At 39.6% G+C, this 13,907-nt stretch carries 18 protein-coding genes and 1 pseudogene; 5 read left to right on the forward strand and 14 right to left on the reverse strand.

The annotated features are described in order from the left end of the window. Nucleotides 1–66: 66 nt before the first annotated feature. The 13 genes from O3605_RS01105 to O3605_RS01165 form a co-directional block, all read right to left on the reverse strand. Nucleotides 67–822 carry a CPBP family intramembrane glutamic endopeptidase gene (locus O3605_RS01105; RefSeq protein WP_371585082.1) on the reverse strand — a complete coding sequence of 252 codons (756 nt, stop codon included), beginning with the start codon at nucleotides 820–822 and terminating at the stop codon, nucleotides 67–69. Continuing rightward, nucleotides 819–1,574: a CPBP family intramembrane glutamic endopeptidase gene (locus O3605_RS01110; RefSeq protein WP_371585083.1), complete on the reverse strand. Its 756-nt coding sequence runs from the start codon at nucleotides 1,572–1,574 to the stop codon at nucleotides 819–821. The genes O3605_RS01105 and O3605_RS01110 overlap by 4 nt, the downstream gene beginning before the upstream one ends. A gap of 22 nt (nucleotides 1,575–1,596) precedes the next feature. Further along, nucleotides 1,597–2,013, reverse strand: a complete 417-nt coding sequence (locus O3605_RS01115; protein WP_371585084.1) for a hypothetical protein — start codon at nucleotides 2,011–2,013, stop codon at nucleotides 1,597–1,599. 3 nt (nucleotides 2,014–2,016) lie between these two features. Next, complete coding sequence (locus O3605_RS01120) at nucleotides 2,017–2,904, reverse strand: DUF4300 family protein (protein WP_003003357.1); 888 nt, start codon at nucleotides 2,902–2,904, stop codon at nucleotides 2,017–2,019. Nucleotides 2,905–3,105: 201 nt separating this feature from the next. After that, complete coding sequence (locus O3605_RS01125; protein WP_118094927.1) at nucleotides 3,106–3,693, reverse strand: Ltp family lipoprotein; 588 nt, start codon at nucleotides 3,691–3,693, stop codon at nucleotides 3,106–3,108. Between the two features lie 194 nt (nucleotides 3,694–3,887). Beyond that, the gene (locus O3605_RS01130; protein WP_371585085.1) at nucleotides 3,888–4,199 is read right to left on the reverse strand and encodes a hypothetical protein; all 312 of its coding nucleotides are present in this window, start codon (nucleotides 4,197–4,199) and stop codon (nucleotides 3,888–3,890) included. A gap of 150 nt (nucleotides 4,200–4,349) precedes the next feature. Further along, the gene (locus tag O3605_RS01135; protein ID WP_371585086.1) at nucleotides 4,350–5,210 is read right to left on the reverse strand and encodes a MerR family transcriptional regulator; all 861 of its coding nucleotides are present in this window, start codon (nucleotides 5,208–5,210) and stop codon (nucleotides 4,350–4,352) included. A gap of 220 nt (nucleotides 5,211–5,430) precedes the next feature. After that, on the reverse strand, nucleotides 5,431–5,874 hold the full coding sequence (locus tag O3605_RS01140) for an 8-oxo-dGTP diphosphatase (RefSeq protein WP_371585087.1): 444 nt from the start codon (nucleotides 5,872–5,874) through the stop codon (nucleotides 5,431–5,433). 48 nt (nucleotides 5,875–5,922) lie between these two features. Continuing rightward, nucleotides 5,923–6,462 (reverse strand): RDD family protein, encoded by a 540-nt coding sequence (locus tag O3605_RS01145; RefSeq protein ID WP_371585088.1) that lies wholly within the window; start codon nucleotides 6,460–6,462, stop codon nucleotides 5,923–5,925. 84 nt (nucleotides 6,463–6,546) lie between these two features. Beyond that, the gene (locus O3605_RS01150) at nucleotides 6,547–8,295 is read right to left on the reverse strand and encodes a glycoside hydrolase family 13 protein (RefSeq protein ID WP_371585089.1); all 1,749 of its coding nucleotides are present in this window, start codon (nucleotides 8,293–8,295) and stop codon (nucleotides 6,547–6,549) included. A gap of 253 nt (nucleotides 8,296–8,548) precedes the next feature. Beyond that, nucleotides 8,549–9,160 carry a Fic/DOC family protein gene (locus O3605_RS01155; protein WP_023023568.1) on the reverse strand — a complete coding sequence of 204 codons (612 nt, stop codon included), beginning with the start codon at nucleotides 9,158–9,160 and terminating at the stop codon, nucleotides 8,549–8,551. Further along, nucleotides 9,160–9,336 (reverse strand): hypothetical protein, encoded by a 177-nt coding sequence (locus O3605_RS01160; protein WP_003017298.1) that lies wholly within the window; start codon nucleotides 9,334–9,336, stop codon nucleotides 9,160–9,162. The genes O3605_RS01155 and O3605_RS01160 overlap by 1 nt, the downstream gene beginning before the upstream one ends. A gap of 119 nt (nucleotides 9,337–9,455) precedes the next feature. Beyond that, nucleotides 9,456–10,475, reverse strand: a complete 1,020-nt coding sequence (locus O3605_RS01165; protein ID WP_155125324.1) for a DNA/RNA non-specific endonuclease — start codon at nucleotides 10,473–10,475, stop codon at nucleotides 9,456–9,458. A 129-nt stretch (nucleotides 10,476–10,604) separates the two neighbouring features. Here O3605_RS01165 and O3605_RS01170 point away from each other — a divergent pair, with 129 nt between their 5' ends. From O3605_RS01170 to O3605_RS01180, 5 genes and pseudogenes are all read left to right on the forward strand, one after another. Beyond that, nucleotides 10,605–11,408 (forward strand): MerR family transcriptional regulator, encoded by an 804-nt coding sequence (locus tag O3605_RS01170; RefSeq protein ID WP_155125325.1) that lies wholly within the window; start codon nucleotides 10,605–10,607, stop codon nucleotides 11,406–11,408. After that, a complete protein-coding gene (locus tag O3605_RS09965) occupies nucleotides 11,405–11,746 on the forward strand; it encodes an ATP-binding cassette domain-containing protein (RefSeq protein ID WP_524539364.1) in 342 nt (113 codons plus the stop codon). The genes O3605_RS01170 and O3605_RS09965 overlap by 4 nt, the downstream gene beginning before the upstream one ends. Nucleotides 11,747–11,749: 3 nt before the next feature. Beyond that, nucleotides 11,750–11,884: pseudogene (locus O3605_RS09970) on the forward strand (ATP-binding cassette domain-containing protein); the annotation flags it as partial. Nucleotides 11,885–11,932: 48 nt separating this feature from the next. Continuing rightward, complete coding sequence (locus tag O3605_RS09975; protein ID WP_524539365.1) at nucleotides 11,933–12,220, forward strand: hypothetical protein; 288 nt, start codon at nucleotides 11,933–11,935, stop codon at nucleotides 12,218–12,220. Further along, complete coding sequence (locus O3605_RS01180) at nucleotides 12,217–12,933, forward strand: ABC transporter permease (RefSeq protein ID WP_371468041.1); 717 nt, start codon at nucleotides 12,217–12,219, stop codon at nucleotides 12,931–12,933. Before O3605_RS09975 ends, O3605_RS01180 begins: the two co-directional genes overlap by 4 nt. Nucleotides 12,934–13,036: 103 nt before the next feature. On the opposite strand, the gene O3605_RS01185 is transcribed toward O3605_RS01180, so the two are convergent. Continuing rightward, entirely contained in the window at nucleotides 13,037–13,891 is an 855-nt protein-coding gene (locus O3605_RS01185) for an ADP-ribosylglycohydrolase family protein (RefSeq protein WP_371585090.1), read from the reverse strand. Nucleotides 13,892–13,907 lie beyond the last annotated feature (16 nt).

The raw sequence follows: 13,907 nt of genomic DNA on the forward strand, positions 1-13,907 counted from the left end.
TTATGGACTCTACATTGAAGTCCTAAAGGGTAAAGATGACAGACTCCCACCGAAAGAGGTACAATTCTATTTCTCTGATTTTCGTATAGCCACTAGCCAAGAGGCTACTAGGATTTCGAAACTAACCAGAAGGATAATCTGAGGAAGAGAACTCTGAACCAACATAAGGACAGCCAGACTATCGATCAGCATATGAGCGAGGATACAAGGGACAGCTCCTTTCGAGTACTCCTTGAGCGCTCCAAAAAGGAAGGTATTCCCTAAAATCATCAGGTAAAAGATGAGATAGTTGGATGAACCTGCGGTAATCCAAGGGAGTTGATAGATAGGAATATGCCAGAGGAACCAGACAATGGAAAGAACCATCATTTTAGGTATAAAGTGCTTACTAAAGGAAAGATGATCTTGTAAAAACCAACGCCAGCCTACTTCTTCCAAACCTCCATATAATAAGGTCCAGGGGAAATAAATGAAGAAGGCCAAGAGGGAGTTCCCAGTAAAGCGAACGTTCATAAGCAGGATGGAAATCCCATAATAGATGACGGGGATGAAGAAAGCTAGGATCCAAGATAGGGAACTTTCTTTTTGAAGAAAGACCTTTTTGAAAAATTCACCCAAGGAGTTGACTTCACTCAACACCAGAGAAAAGACAGCCGCCACAATCAGGGGAATCAAGTTCATTAGGATAAACAGTAGTGAGGTCCCCATACTACTTCCATCTGGGAAAAACCAAAGGATCACTTGCCCTACTAGAAAGGTAGCTAAGAGGGCAGTCATTGCATACCAACTAGCGACTGATTGTTTTGAAATAAATTTGCTCATTTTTCTTCCTTTACAGTTACATACTTCTTTCTTGCAATCATGATTGCTAAACTAATAATAAGAAATTTACTAACTATAGATAGCCATACATCTTCATTCACTATCATCTGAGACAAGGAATTGATACAGGCATGAGTCATGACACAGAGCCATAAATTTTGCGTTTTATGATACAAGGCCGATAAGATAAAGCAGTTAGTTAGCAGACCTACTAGAAACGGAAACAATTGAATGACAGCTAAAGAACCGTCGATATAAAAATATAGTAGATGCCAACTAGACCAAGCTAAAAAGGTGATCAAAGTAGCTGAAAAATAAGGTATTTTTTCCTGCAAAGTTGGTTGAAAGAAATAACGCCAGCCAATTTCTTCAACTCCACCAAAAAGAAGAGCCTTGAAAAAGAGCACTACTGGCAAGACCAACGATTGAGTGGTGATCTTACCACCTAAGATAAATGGGAAAAAGTCAAGCAACAAGAAAACGAGCACCAAGCAATAATTTGCCAAACTGTCTTTGACTTGAAAAAAATCTTTTAAAACTTGTTTGAAACTAGATTGATAGTAACTAATGCTTGCAAGACTCCCCCAAAAAGCAGATGATAAGCCACCTAAAACAACAGCAATCATCCCCATTGGTGATGTAAAATCAACCTTCACTCCTCCTACTCTTAAAAACCACACCAGAAGGCTAACTCCTAATACTTGACCAAAGGTCCCTAACAAATACATAGATAGGGCTTGCTTTCTACTCATTCGCGATTCCTTTTTCTTTCAATTAATTTCCAGTGCTATCTACCTTAAACCCATACCTGCCAGCATTTCGTTTTAGCTTCTCCACTAGCTCTTCATTCCGCTTACTTTTTCCAAAAAAGAAGGGAACGGTCTTTCCATTTCTGAGTTCAATATAGAAAGCATAGCGAGCCCCGCCACCAGATCGTCCACGAAAAATTACATACGTGATTTGCTTGATCTCTTTCAGTGGGATCATTCGCCGACTGAAACATAGTGCGGCATGGATATAGAAGATTCCATAGCTAATATGGAAAGGGGCAAAGAAGGGACCTCCACTACGTTTCACGATTGCCCTTCTTCTCAGGAAAAGGAGAAGACTGAAAAAGAACAAGAAAATGAGCACATATAGAATCGGAGCATACTCCATTATCTTTCTAAATTCTAACACGCTGTCTTTCATCCTCTACTTCATCTCAACCCATTTTTCATTATCCATGATAAAGGGCTTAGCCAGACCTTCGCCTGTGTAGTCTTGGTATTTGGTCTCCAAGTATTTGTAGACATCTTCCTTAGTCGCAAACTTAATGGCTTGATAGGGCTCTTCAAAGGTCAGCTTTTCGACAAAGAGATAGCCGTCCTTAGCAGGAACCAAGACACCGACGTGACCGACAAAAAGGGTATTGCCATCTAGGTTATCATGAACAATAACAGAAAGCATGCGCGCATTTTCATTGAACTTGAAGTGAGAAAAATACTCTTCCATCTTCTTAGCATGGACCTTGACATCCGTTGTAGCTTCTGTCGGAACCCGTGAATACAGAATGTTAAAGGCTTCCTTGTCTGCCTCATCGAAGACCTTGCCTTTGTCAATGGCATCATTGTCCACGAACAAGAGTTCACTATCCGCTTTCATCTTAGGGATCTCGATGCGGTTCTTCAGAAGAGTATAGCTATTGATCCGGCAGTTGGTCCCGACGAAATCGCCCTTTTTCTTGGTCCACAAGTCACTGATCTTCTCAACATTGTAGTCTGTTTTCTTGAAGGTGCTGAAGTCACCCGTTAAGCCGACCGAGCCGACAATGCTATCGTAATCTGTTACCAGACCCAAAAATTTATCTACACTGTCCTGATCCAAATAAGCAGACAAGAGAGTCCGCACTTCTTCGACACTCGCCTTGCTGTTGAGGTTGCTGTAGCTTCCCTTGTAGCGCTCCTTATCTGAACTAGATTTCTGTACAGTGGAACTTGCCTGCTTTTCCTTGTATTGCTTTTGGTTGCTACTACAAGCCACTAAAGCAAAGATCGCCAAGGCACAGCTAGTAAGGAGCATGAATTTTTTAGATGGTTTCATAAACTGGTTCCTTCTCTATTGATTAAAATGTTTGTTCTATAAATTTTTCATATCGATAATCCTTTTCCTCTATTATAGTTTAAAACTAGCTTTGCTCCAACTATTTTTTACGAAATAAGAAAAGTTTATAAGTAACAAAAAAGAGCTGGCAGACTGTCCAGCTCTTTAATATGTTACAAAAATCAAAATTAAAATTATCGTTTAATCAGACCAATCTATTTTGGCATGTTCTATTGCGTACTCCGCTTCCTCTTGAGTAAATTTTCTATTTTCAACAAGTATTTCTAATAACCGTTCTTTCGAAATCTTGCCACCGTTTGCAGAAGATTCCGCTTCTTTCACAGCTTCCTCTTTCCAATCGAAATGAACTTTTTCTATAGCATAATCAGCCTCTTCTGGAGTAAATAGATCAACATTTACAAGTTGCCCAACTAACTTTTCTTTTGAATAATGAAACTTTTGATATGATTTTGCTCTTAAAACAGCCTGCTCTTTCCAGTCTATATTAAGCTTATTGACAGCGGACTGGGAAATATACTCTGAATACATGCCATACTTAGTAAGATAAATTTTAATTTGTTGCTTCGATAAAGGAGATTTCTCTGACCAAGATTTAGCTTTTGCATATGCCCTTGTACTTACTGGTACTAGTAAATTTTCTTTCGGTTCTGGAAAGCTTGATCTATGATGAGCCGCTTCATAAGCTCGAATATATTCATTATACATCATAGCTAACATTCCTAACATCAATCCAAACATTGTAAAAATAAATATCAAAAATTTTTTCATAATGAATACCTTTACTTATTTTTCTCCAAAGGAATCCTTCATTCCTCTTGAACTACATTCATTAGTATTATACCATGAAATATTGTTCATTTTTATTTACTAGTGTAAAAGTCTTCATACTAGTAAACAAAAAAGCGACCGCAATATTTCAACTGCAATCACTCGTTCAATGTGAGATAAAAAATAATAAAGGATTATTTAATCTTGTGTTTGTTCATCTTTTCTTTAAAGATGACTGTCATAATCCTGCGGAGCTCCTCTCCTTCTTTTTCAGGAAGTTCTCCTTGACGTTTTGCCACGGCATAGAGTTCAGGGTATTGCTTGGCTACACGCTCAACCGTCTTGGTCGTCGCATGCCCTCTGACAAAGAAAGGAATTCGTTTGATCCATTCCTGCGGGACAAGAGCGAGCAACTTCTTCGCTGCTTCTTTATCAGAAAGCTCAGCCGTGCTCAATCCTTGCTTGATTTGTTCTTGTTCTTTTTCTGTAAAATCTTTTAATTCCATAGTAAACTCCTCATTTGTTTATCTAAGGACACATTATACACCTATGGAGGGGAATGTACAACTAAAGAAACTAAAAAACAGAGCAAGGGCATGTCTTCCCTCACTCTATCTCTTAATCGTTAAATCTTATGAAGTATATTGATTTCCGATTTACTGTGGAGCATCTCCCTTTTGCTTTAAATAATAGTCACTTGCCTCAGTTAGTTTTCTATAATAATGATCGTAACTCTTACTAAATTGTCTAATCAGAGGAATAGCTACTTCATAGTAGTGATGGTCAATCAAAAATGTTTTCAGTTGATCTTGAATAATTTTCATTGGACTTGTTTTGTAATCATCACTGTTCAAATAGCGATCATAAATAGAAATTGTGTCCTTATTTTCATTATGCCACTTTTCATAACTTTCTACCGCAGCTATCTTAGCTTCATTAACCTCTTTTAAGGTCTTCATATTAAAACTAGAACTCAGTTCATCAACATAATCCTGTTCTTCTTTGCTTAACTCAAAGGTTGGAAGGCTATCTAAATATTGAATATATTTCTTAAATGCCTCTTCTCCATCTTTTGACAAGGGCTCTTGTAAAAAAGGTTGATAGGCAGCAAATAAGCATTGACCTAAGTATCCTGGAAATGCTCTTTCTAGTCTCTTATAAATGGAGTCCTCAGCTTCTATGACCGCAAGTTTTTCATTGATTAGATCCGTGTCTGCACCTTTGATATAGAGATCGAACACTACTTTCCGTTTCTCATCACTTTCTAGTTCTTGCTCTTTTCTTCTGAGAATACTAGATGCAGTAGCCCCATCTGTCTTCAGACAGTCCTTTATTTCTGTTATGGTTAGCCCTAATTTTTTAAACAAGGCAATCTTATTCAGAGTCTCTACATCCTTTTCTGAATATTCCCTATACCCATTTTCTAGTCTCCGAGGATGAATAAAACCTTTTTCTTCATAGTATTCTAGTGCTTTTCGAGTTAAACCTGTTATTCTTTGAATATCATCTCTTAACATGATCTTGCACCCCCTTTACTATATGATACTCCTGTCCCCAAGGGGCATGTCAACCTTTACCTTATAAACAGAAGACGATCATTATTCAAATCACTTTCATCTCCTATTATAACAAGGTTCCACGAATAAATCAGTCATTAAAAAAGAAAAACAGCCAACCAATGGGTTAGCTGCTTAAAAAAGTTATCAAGTTAATTATTAGAAGAATCAATATTCGAATTTACTTTAAATCGTATTTCCAGCCTTCTCCATCTTGGTAGTAGAAAAATTCAGACAGGCCTTCTTCAAGAAAGATACGAAGCATATCCTCCATATCTAAGGAGAGGTCTAGATTTGGCAATTCTTTCAGGTCCTCCCACCAGACTTCCCCCTCTTCAGAGGATATTAAGTCTCCTTCAAACTTTTCTGTCTTATAAAAGAGAACTACATAACGAATCCCTTCTTCCACCCAATCTTTCATTCCACAAATCTGAGGAGAAGCGATCCTTAAGCCAGTTTCTTCCTTCACTTCACGGATTACTGCTTCCGTAAATGATTCTCCCACTTCGACATGACCACCAGGAAAGGTAATGCCTGGCCAGTCCTCTTTTTTACGATCAATAACAAGTACTCTATCGCCATCCCTTACCATACAAAGATTTGTAAACTCAACGGTCTCATTCATACAGATACTTCCTAACTATGTTTGTCTTTTTCTTTAAGGATAGGATCCCTATTCTTCTTTTAGTTGAACTTGTGTATAGGCTAGCAAGTCTCCTAGATGCCTCTTATCTTTCCTAAATATCGTCATTGCTAGTAGCAAAACTGCGAGTAAAGTCGCTGAAATAGAAAGGATAATGGATAACACATCAAAATCACTATAAAAGCCATGAATCGTGCCCATATGACCGAGTTGCCAAGGTAAAAATTTGATGACATTTCTAATCAAGCTAGCCTGCACTGTTTTTTTCTGGTAGACAAGTTCAAGTCCCGCTTTTACCTTCCCAAAACTGCCATCATTTTTATAATCCAAGAATGTGAAAAGAAGCGTGATTGGCAAAACAGAGGTGAAGAATACAAGCCACTGCGACTGAATTTCTGTAAACTCTGGGACGCCATTAAAAAAGATGATGTAAATAAGCATCGAACCTAAAAACAGAAGAACTAGGTAAGCTAAAATGAAAAGATAATCAAACAGAAATTCTGTCATTCTTTTTTTTAACGAAATAGGATTGATTGCTAACATCTTCATCACCGTCTCCCCCCTTCTCATCTCCTATTATAATATAAGGGTGCGAATAAAGATACTATTTATAAAAAGAAGCCCGCAATCTCTCGATTCCAGGCTTCTTTCTTACTAATCTTCCCTATAAATAACAAATCCATTTGGTTGGATGATCAATCGATCATCGGAAATGGTCCCATGGCTGATCAGATCTGCTTGTCTTCTTTCTAATACAAATTCTTTCTTAGAGTGGTTAAAGTAGGCTTTGAGAATGTGACCTTCATGCTGCCATTCTACTGCCACTACATCTGGCTCTACTTCTTTCAGACTCACTTTACCATGCTGGATAACGCCCGCTACTTCTTTTCTGAGCTGGATCAAGTCCTTCATAAAGGTCAGCATGTCATTGTCCGCTGACACGCGCTCCCAAGGCATGACACGGCGGCAATCTGGGTCCGGGCCACCGATGAGAGCTAGCTCCGTTCCATAATAAATACATGGCGTTCCCCGTTGCAGATAGAGGAAGGCGAGGGCAGACTTGACAGACTGAAGATCGCCTTTAGCCGTCGTCAAGATACGCTCTGTATCATGGGAGTCTAAGAGGTTGAACATCACCTCAGAGATCTGCTGCCTGTAGTACATAGACTGGCTATTGATCTCCCAAATAAAGCGTTGCGTCTCCTTATGTCCCCGCAGGAAATAATCCTTGATACTCTCAGAGAGAGGATAGTTCATCACCGCATGGAACTCATCGCCATTGAGCCAGGGTTGGGACGAATGCCAGATTTCCCCGAGGATATAGAGGTCTGGCTTCTTGGCCAAGACCGCCTTGCGGAAATCGCGCCAGAATTGATGGTCGATTTCATTAGCCACATCCAGTCGCCAAGCATCAATATCAAACTCTTCAATCCAGTATGTCGCAACCTTCAAAAGATAGGCCTTCACCTCTGGATTAGCCGTATTGAGCTTGGGCATATAGCCTGCAAAGGCAAAAGCATGGTAAGACAAGTCGCGACTATTCCACAGATTTTCTGAGGAGACAGGGAACTCTTTGATATGGAACCAGTCCTTGTAAATCGAATCCTCCCCGTGTTTGACCACATCCTGCCATTGGGGTGAATCATAGCCAATATGGTTGAAGACGGCATCCAGCATGATCTTCATCCCACGCGCGTGAGCCTCTTTCACCAACTGGCGGAAGGTTTCCTTATCACCAAAATGTTGATCGATTTTAAAGTAATCTATGGTGTCGTATTTGTGGTTGCTCTGTGATTCAAAAATCGGGCAAAGGTAGAGACCTGTAATTCCTAACTCCTGCAAGTAGTCCAAGTGATCAATGATCCCCTGCAAATCTCCACCAAAGAAATCCAAGATTTGAGGAGCAATAGAGGCATCCCAAGGACGGACGCCTTCTGGCGAGATGGCTGGATTCCCATTGGCAAAGCGCTCAGGAAAAATCTGATACCAAACCGTCTGAGCCACCCAATCCGGAACAGCACAACCATCAATCTCATGGATAAAAGGAAGCTTAAAACCGTTCATGACGAAGTCCAGGTTCTCCTTGGTGTAGGCTGCTACACCTCGGTCCCCGTACAAGATCTTCTCTCCCGCTCTATCCTCTAATTCAAAGAGGTACTGGATCCGGGCATGGCCAACAGATACCGACACTTGCCAATAATCAAAGAGGTCATCGGTCGTCACCTTGTCCATTTCCTTGGTCGCCTCATATAGATCCTCTATAAAAATAAAAGGATCCCCATAGTGCAAGACAATCCGTTTGATATCCTCTTTCTTGGTCCGGATGCGAATATGGAGCTGGCCATCCTTATAAAGATAGGCGTACTCTGATTCAGGCCTGTGATAAATCGCTGTTAATTCCATCTGTCTCGTCTCCTACTATACTCTCTTTTCATCATTTACCGTTTTATGCAAACGATTCCATAAACTATTTCTAGTATACTACTTTATAAAAACGTTTGCAAGATTCTGAGAGATAATTTTAGATTACAAGCTTTTTAAGATTGTAATGCAACACAAAAAGCCCAGCAATTGGGCTTAAAGATTTTTGTTGAAGTAATGACTTTACCTTATAAGCATCACTTTATACTGTTTCCTACTAAAATATACTACAGATCTATATTTCTGTTAATAGTTTATTGAACAGTTGTTCGAGCTTACTAGTATCTCCATAAACTGTTCCATCCATATATAAGTGATAGATATCATCATCTAAACCAATTGAAATTTCACATTCATAGCCTTTCATCAAAGCTAAAGAACGGATAACTTCTCGTTGAGTACGACCATTTCCTTCTCGAAATGGGTGAAAATAATTTAGATTATCTAATATCTCAGCTAAACTTTTACAAATCTCAATTTTATTATTTGCGTTAAGTAAATAGTTTGAAAGCAAAGTATTTAAAAATTTTTCTGCCATATCAAAAGACTGAACTGGCATAAAAGCATTTCCACTTTTAGAGATATTTACTTGACGGTATTGACCTGCCCAAGTATACATTCCTTCAAAAAGAAACTTATGAATCTTTAAAATATCTGAAACAGTATTTACTTCAATTGGATTAATAAACAGTTTTAAACTTTGGCTTGCTACTAAACGATATTCTAATTCTCGTGCTTTATTATCATTTTTCTCATTAAATTTATTTATGAGAACAGATGAATGGGGATAAGTGTATAAATTATCAGGGTCTATATAATCATACCCATCATATATTTTTCTGACCATTATCCAACTCCTAATGCAACTGCCTCTTCTCTCAGTCGCTCCACGTCTTCTACCGTGGGATGCCATCCTTCAATCATATTGGTGCTCAGAGCAAACCAGACACTCTTAAATACCTTTTTGTTGTCAAAAATCACACCCATAATCATCATTTTTTCTTTATCTACATCTAAGGTCATATTCTACCTCCGTCCTATTATTATAGCATATTTTCAATCATTTTAGTTCTCCTATTTAGTACTTACCCTACACAAAAAGCCCAACAATTGGGCTTCTTCATTAGCAGAATAACTGATCCTCATTCCTTACTTGTATGCCGCTTTCCAAGACTTAGCGCTTGCTCTTCTGACATTTGAACAACCTTAGAAAAATTAGTATTGCGAGGCATACTGTCCAAAGAATACCAATAAACTTCCGCACTCCCATTTCTGGCTACATAAACTACTGGAGCCAGTTGAGGAGTTGGCTCTGCAGGCTCGACAGATTGAACTGGCTGAGCTGGCTCTACTGCTTGACTCGGTTGAGGGGCTTGACTTGGTTGCGTCTCTACAGAAGGACTAGCAGGTTGAGGTTGACTACTTGGTTCTGTCGGCACTAAAGATGGCTTGGCAGTCCCCTTCAGATAGTCAATGGTCGCATTCTTGGAATAATTATCCAAGGTAACGGTGGTGATCCCATAAGCATCTACCGACTCTTTGGGACTACTTAAATTGATTGGTAGAAGGTTGCCATCTCGATCAATTCCTACATATTGCAAGGTCACCTGCCGAGGAATCAATTCATCCCCCGTATATACCGGAGTCACCTTGTAGTCTAACCAGTAATTTTGGTGGGTGGCCAGCCAGCTATCGAGTCGTTTCTCGTAGTAGAGCATGCCCTCCACATTGCTATCCGCTGTCCCTTTATAATTCCCCGTATTGGTCCAGGCAGTTAGAGAAACCAGATTTTTTCCTTCATTGGTCAGACCACTAAACTGATACCCGATCAAATGCCCTCTATGGAACAACCAGGCCTTCTTTCCTTTATTTCCATAAGCAATCTTATAATTGTGCCAACCAACCGGATTATAGCTGAGACGCGGTTCTCTTTTTTTCTTTGGCTCATCCTTGTCCTGCAGCTGAATATGAGCGGAGGTCGCACGACCTAAATGATCAAAATCCCCCAGTACTAGCTGCTTATTGCCATTAAAAGGCAGTAGATGAAGACTCTGGTAATCGAATCCAGTTTGCTGAGCTTGAGCCCCTTGAACAACAACCAAGGACATAAAAACCGAGACTATCGCAACAATAACATTTTTCAAAAACCGTTTTGTAACCATGATTGAAACTCCCACATTTCTATCTAGTGATATTATAGCAGAAAAAACGGTTACAAAAAATTTATTTTTTCAAAAACTCTTGTTCATGACCTTACGTAACGATGTATAATAAGTATGAGGAGGTGGGTAATGATGACTAAATACAGAGCAATTCCGGAAGGATTTATGACGGTTGGGGAACTTGCTAAGAAAATGAACGTTACTGTCCGTACTCTACAATATTATGATAAAGAAGGGGTGCTTTCCCCATCGGCAGAAAGTGAGGGTGGTCGCAGGCTCTATACCGATAAAGACTTAGTGTTACTCCATCAGATATTGTCTTTAAAATCATTAGGTTTTTCTCTCAAGGATATAAAGGGGCGTTTGATCTCTTTGAAAACACCTGATGATGTTGCCAATGCTCTTACAGAGCAAGCAGATACTATTCGTAAAAATATTGAACAACTTAAGGATTCTTTAGTCGCAATAGAGCAGTTAAAGGCAGAAGTTTTACAAATACAGACGGTCAATTTTAAGAAGTATGCAGACATCATCGTCAATCTACAGATGAAGAATGACTCCTACTCTCTCATTAAGCGCTTTGATGATAATACACTCGACCAGATACGCAGTCGATTTGACAAGAAAAGCGGACTTGACTTTATGGACAGATTGAACCGCCTAAGTGATCAAATCGTAGAGCTTCAAAAAGAAAACGTACCAGCTGAAAGCGAACAAAGCCAACAGGTTGTGAAAGAATACTGGGGCTTGATTATGGAGTTTACAAATGGTGATATGAGCATGCTTCCTAAGTTGATGGAAGTTGGTACTATTGATACCGCCTCAAACGCTTGGGAAGAAAAGCAAAAAATCGTCAATGATTATATAGGACCCGCCCTACAAGTCTATTTTTCAAGGCTTGGAACAAATCCTTTTGAGGAGGTAGAACCATGAAAAACGCAATAGAGGTTTCTGGATTAAAGAAAAGTTATGGTAGCAATATGGTTCTTAGTGGTCTCGATTTTCAAATCAAACAAGGAGAAATCTTTGCTCTGCTCGGAGTGAACGGAGCTGGTAAAACAACAACGCTTGAATGTATCGAAGGTCTGAGAAAATATGACGAAGGCACTATAGTTGTAAATGGGAAAACCGGAATTCAACTACAGTTCTCCTCTCTACCCGTCCACATCAAACCAATGGAAGCCATAAAGCTCTTTGCAAAATGGAATCATACATACATTGATGATGCTATGCTAAAGGCCCTTGGCATAAAAGAAATGAAGGAGTCGTAATACATAGAATTATCCACCGGTCAAAAAAGAAGATTACATCTTGCTCTTGCACTTATCAGTAATCCAGATATTATTTTTCTCGATGAACCGACAGCGGGACTTGATGTTGAAGGAAGACTGTCCCTCCATGAACAAATCCGAAAGCTCAAATCACAGGGCAAGACAATTGTTTTGGCAAGCCACGATATGGCCGAAGTTGAAACCTTATGTGACCGCATTGCTATTTTGAATAATGGAAAGATTGTCTTTTGTGGTACTCCTTCAGAACTGACAGACAGGTTGGGAAGAAAATATTTCATCCATTTAAAGACCCGGGACGGAGAGGAATCTTTTGAAACAGATACGATCGAGGACACTTTGATTTCATTATTGGAAGAATGCAAACAGAAACATATCCAGGTATTGGATATTAAGGTGGATCGTGGCACACTGGAGCAGCATTTCATCGAAATGGCAAGGAGGAGATCGGAATGAAAGGATTCTTATATAGCCTAGCATTACAGTGGAAATTGGACATACGAAGTAAGTCTCTCTTGGTTACTTACTATATTGTACCGCTTATTTTCTTTCTTCTCATGGGTGGTATTTTTACTTCCGTTATGCCTGAAATGGGTAGTACACTCATACAGTCAATGATTGTTATGAGTGTTTCCATGGGGGCCCTTCTCGGCTTACCGCCTTCCTTGATTGAAACATACGGAAGCGACATAAAAAAGATTTATAAAGCAAATGGTGTGCCTATTCACTTAGGATTGGTGACCATGGTTCTCTCTGCCTTTGTTCATTTGATAATGACCTGCATAGTGATCCTACTACTTGCTCCAATTTTATTTAAAGCAAGTCTACCGAGTCAACTTCCCCTATTCTTTCTCGCACTGGCCATCTACATTTTCGTATCGTTGAGTATCGGAAGTATACTGGGCCTTACTGTAAAAAATCAAGCAAAGCTGACCATGATAGCGCAACTTGTCTTTTTACCCTCAATTATGCTCTCAGGAATCATGTTTCCTAGCAACTTACTACCTGATTTTCTTCAAGCAATCGGGCGTCTTTTCCCAGCCTTTTGGGGATTCCGATTGATGGTCAATCATGGTTTTGGTCTTGAAAATCTTTGGTATCTGATTCTTGTATCCTGTATCTCAGTAATGACTTGTATCCTCCTCTTGAATCAGCAAAAATCTAACTAGGTGCCTGAATAAATCCATGGCAACATTAACTTTTAAACAAAAGCGACGAGATTGTTACTTATCTCGTCACTTTAGTGTTTTTGTTGTCTTTATCTAATCTCTGTTATGTTATTGAAACTTCTTGGTCCCATCGTCTGAGAACATCCTTTAAAGGCTCATCTAGATAGGTATAGGCCTTGTCCTTAATCCAATCAGGTATGCCATAAGCAGCTTCTGCTATACTCCCGGTGATGGCAGCAAGAGTATCACTGTCCCCACCAAGAGAGATGGCATTTCTAATCGCATCTTCAAAATCTGTACTTTCAAGAAAAGCAATGATGGCTTGAGGTACCGTATCCTGACAGGTTGCGTTGAAATGATAATTAGGACGAATGTCATCGAGTGATTGAGAAAGGTTATATCCGTACTCTTTCTCTATGTATTCCCTGATGCGTCTCTTACATTCTGCCGGATCATCATTGATTGGTTGCTCGTAGTCGCCACAGTAGCCTCCAAAGTAATAACGACACAGAAAGATAGCATCAGAAGTCGCCATAGCTCCTTTGACACCCTCTGGATGGTTATGAGTCACCTCTGCAGAAATTCTCGCAAGATTTCTACGAGATGGCCAAGTACCTGTTCTTGCACAGAAACCACAATCCATCACCCAAGCACAAGGAGAAACACGCATGGCAGAGCCATTGCCAAAGCTATTATAAGGGGAACAATCATTGCTTTGAATCCATGTATTAAACCTAGGCCCGTACCCAGCATCGGGATACATTCTGCCATATTTCTTCATGGCATCAATAAAGTCATCCTTCCGACCACCGTTCATGATGGCTTCAGCAACAGCACAGGTCATAACAGTGTCATCTGTGAAAAAACAATCCTCACGAAATAATGGAAAGTCTTTCGTTTTAATATTGCCCCATTCGTAAACAGAGCCTACAATGTCTCCTACTATTGCTCCTAGCATAAGATTCCTCCTTACA

The organism is Streptococcus sp. 27098_8_99 (assembly GCF_041431935.1).
Taxonomy (GTDB): Bacteria; Bacillota; Bacilli; order Lactobacillales; family Streptococcaceae; genus Streptococcus; species Streptococcus parasanguinis_D.

Coding starts and splice junctions, on each gene's coding strand:
- O3605_RS01135 (WP_371585086.1), bottom strand. CDS start 5,210: ATGTTAAGAGATGATATTCAAAGAATAACAGGTTTAACTCGAAAAGCA.
- O3605_RS01170 (WP_155125325.1), top strand. CDS start 10,605: ATGATGACTAAATACAGAGCAATTCCGGAAGGATTTATGACGGTTGGG.
- O3605_RS09965 (WP_524539364.1), top strand. CDS start 11,405: ATGAAAAACGCAATAGAGGTTTCTGGATTAAAGAAAAGTTATGGTAGC.
- O3605_RS01145 (WP_371585088.1), bottom strand. CDS start 6,462: ATGAGAAGGGGGGAGACGGTGATGAAGATGTTAGCAATCAATCCTATT.
- O3605_RS01125 (WP_118094927.1), bottom strand. CDS start 3,693: ATGAAAAAATTTTTGATATTTATTTTTACAATGTTTGGATTGATGTTA.
- O3605_RS01165 (WP_155125324.1), bottom strand. CDS start 10,475: ATGGTTACAAAACGGTTTTTGAAAAATGTTATTGTTGCGATAGTCTCG.
- O3605_RS01185 (WP_371585090.1), bottom strand. CDS start 13,891: ATGCTAGGAGCAATAGTAGGAGACATTGTAGGCTCTGTTTACGAATGG.
- O3605_RS01130 (WP_371585085.1), bottom strand. CDS start 4,199: ATGGAATTAAAAGATTTTACAGAAAAAGAACAAGAACAAATCAAGCAA.
- O3605_RS01120 (WP_003003357.1), bottom strand. CDS start 2,904: ATGAAACCATCTAAAAAATTCATGCTCCTTACTAGCTGTGCCTTGGCG.
- O3605_RS09975 (WP_524539365.1), top strand. CDS start 11,933: ATGGCCGAAGTTGAAACCTTATGTGACCGCATTGCTATTTTGAATAAT.
- O3605_RS01110 (WP_371585083.1), bottom strand. CDS start 1,574: ATGAGTAGAAAGCAAGCCCTATCTATGTATTTGTTAGGGACCTTTGGT.
- O3605_RS01150 (WP_371585089.1), bottom strand. CDS start 8,295: ATGGAATTAACAGCGATTTATCACAGGCCTGAATCAGAGTACGCCTAT.
- O3605_RS01105 (WP_371585082.1), bottom strand. CDS start 822: ATGAGCAAATTTATTTCAAAACAATCAGTCGCTAGTTGGTATGCAATG.
- O3605_RS01180 (WP_371468041.1), top strand. CDS start 12,217: ATGAAAGGATTCTTATATAGCCTAGCATTACAGTGGAAATTGGACATA.
- O3605_RS01140 (WP_371585087.1), bottom strand. CDS start 5,874: ATGAATGAGACCGTTGAGTTTACAAATCTTTGTATGGTAAGGGATGGC.
- O3605_RS01160 (WP_003017298.1), bottom strand. CDS start 9,336: ATGACCTTAGATGTAGATAAAGAAAAAATGATGATTATGGGTGTGATT.
- O3605_RS01115 (WP_371585084.1), bottom strand. CDS start 2,013: ATGAAAGACAGCGTGTTAGAATTTAGAAAGATAATGGAGTATGCTCCG.
- O3605_RS01155 (WP_023023568.1), bottom strand. CDS start 9,160: ATGGTCAGAAAAATATATGATGGGTATGATTATATAGACCCTGATAAT.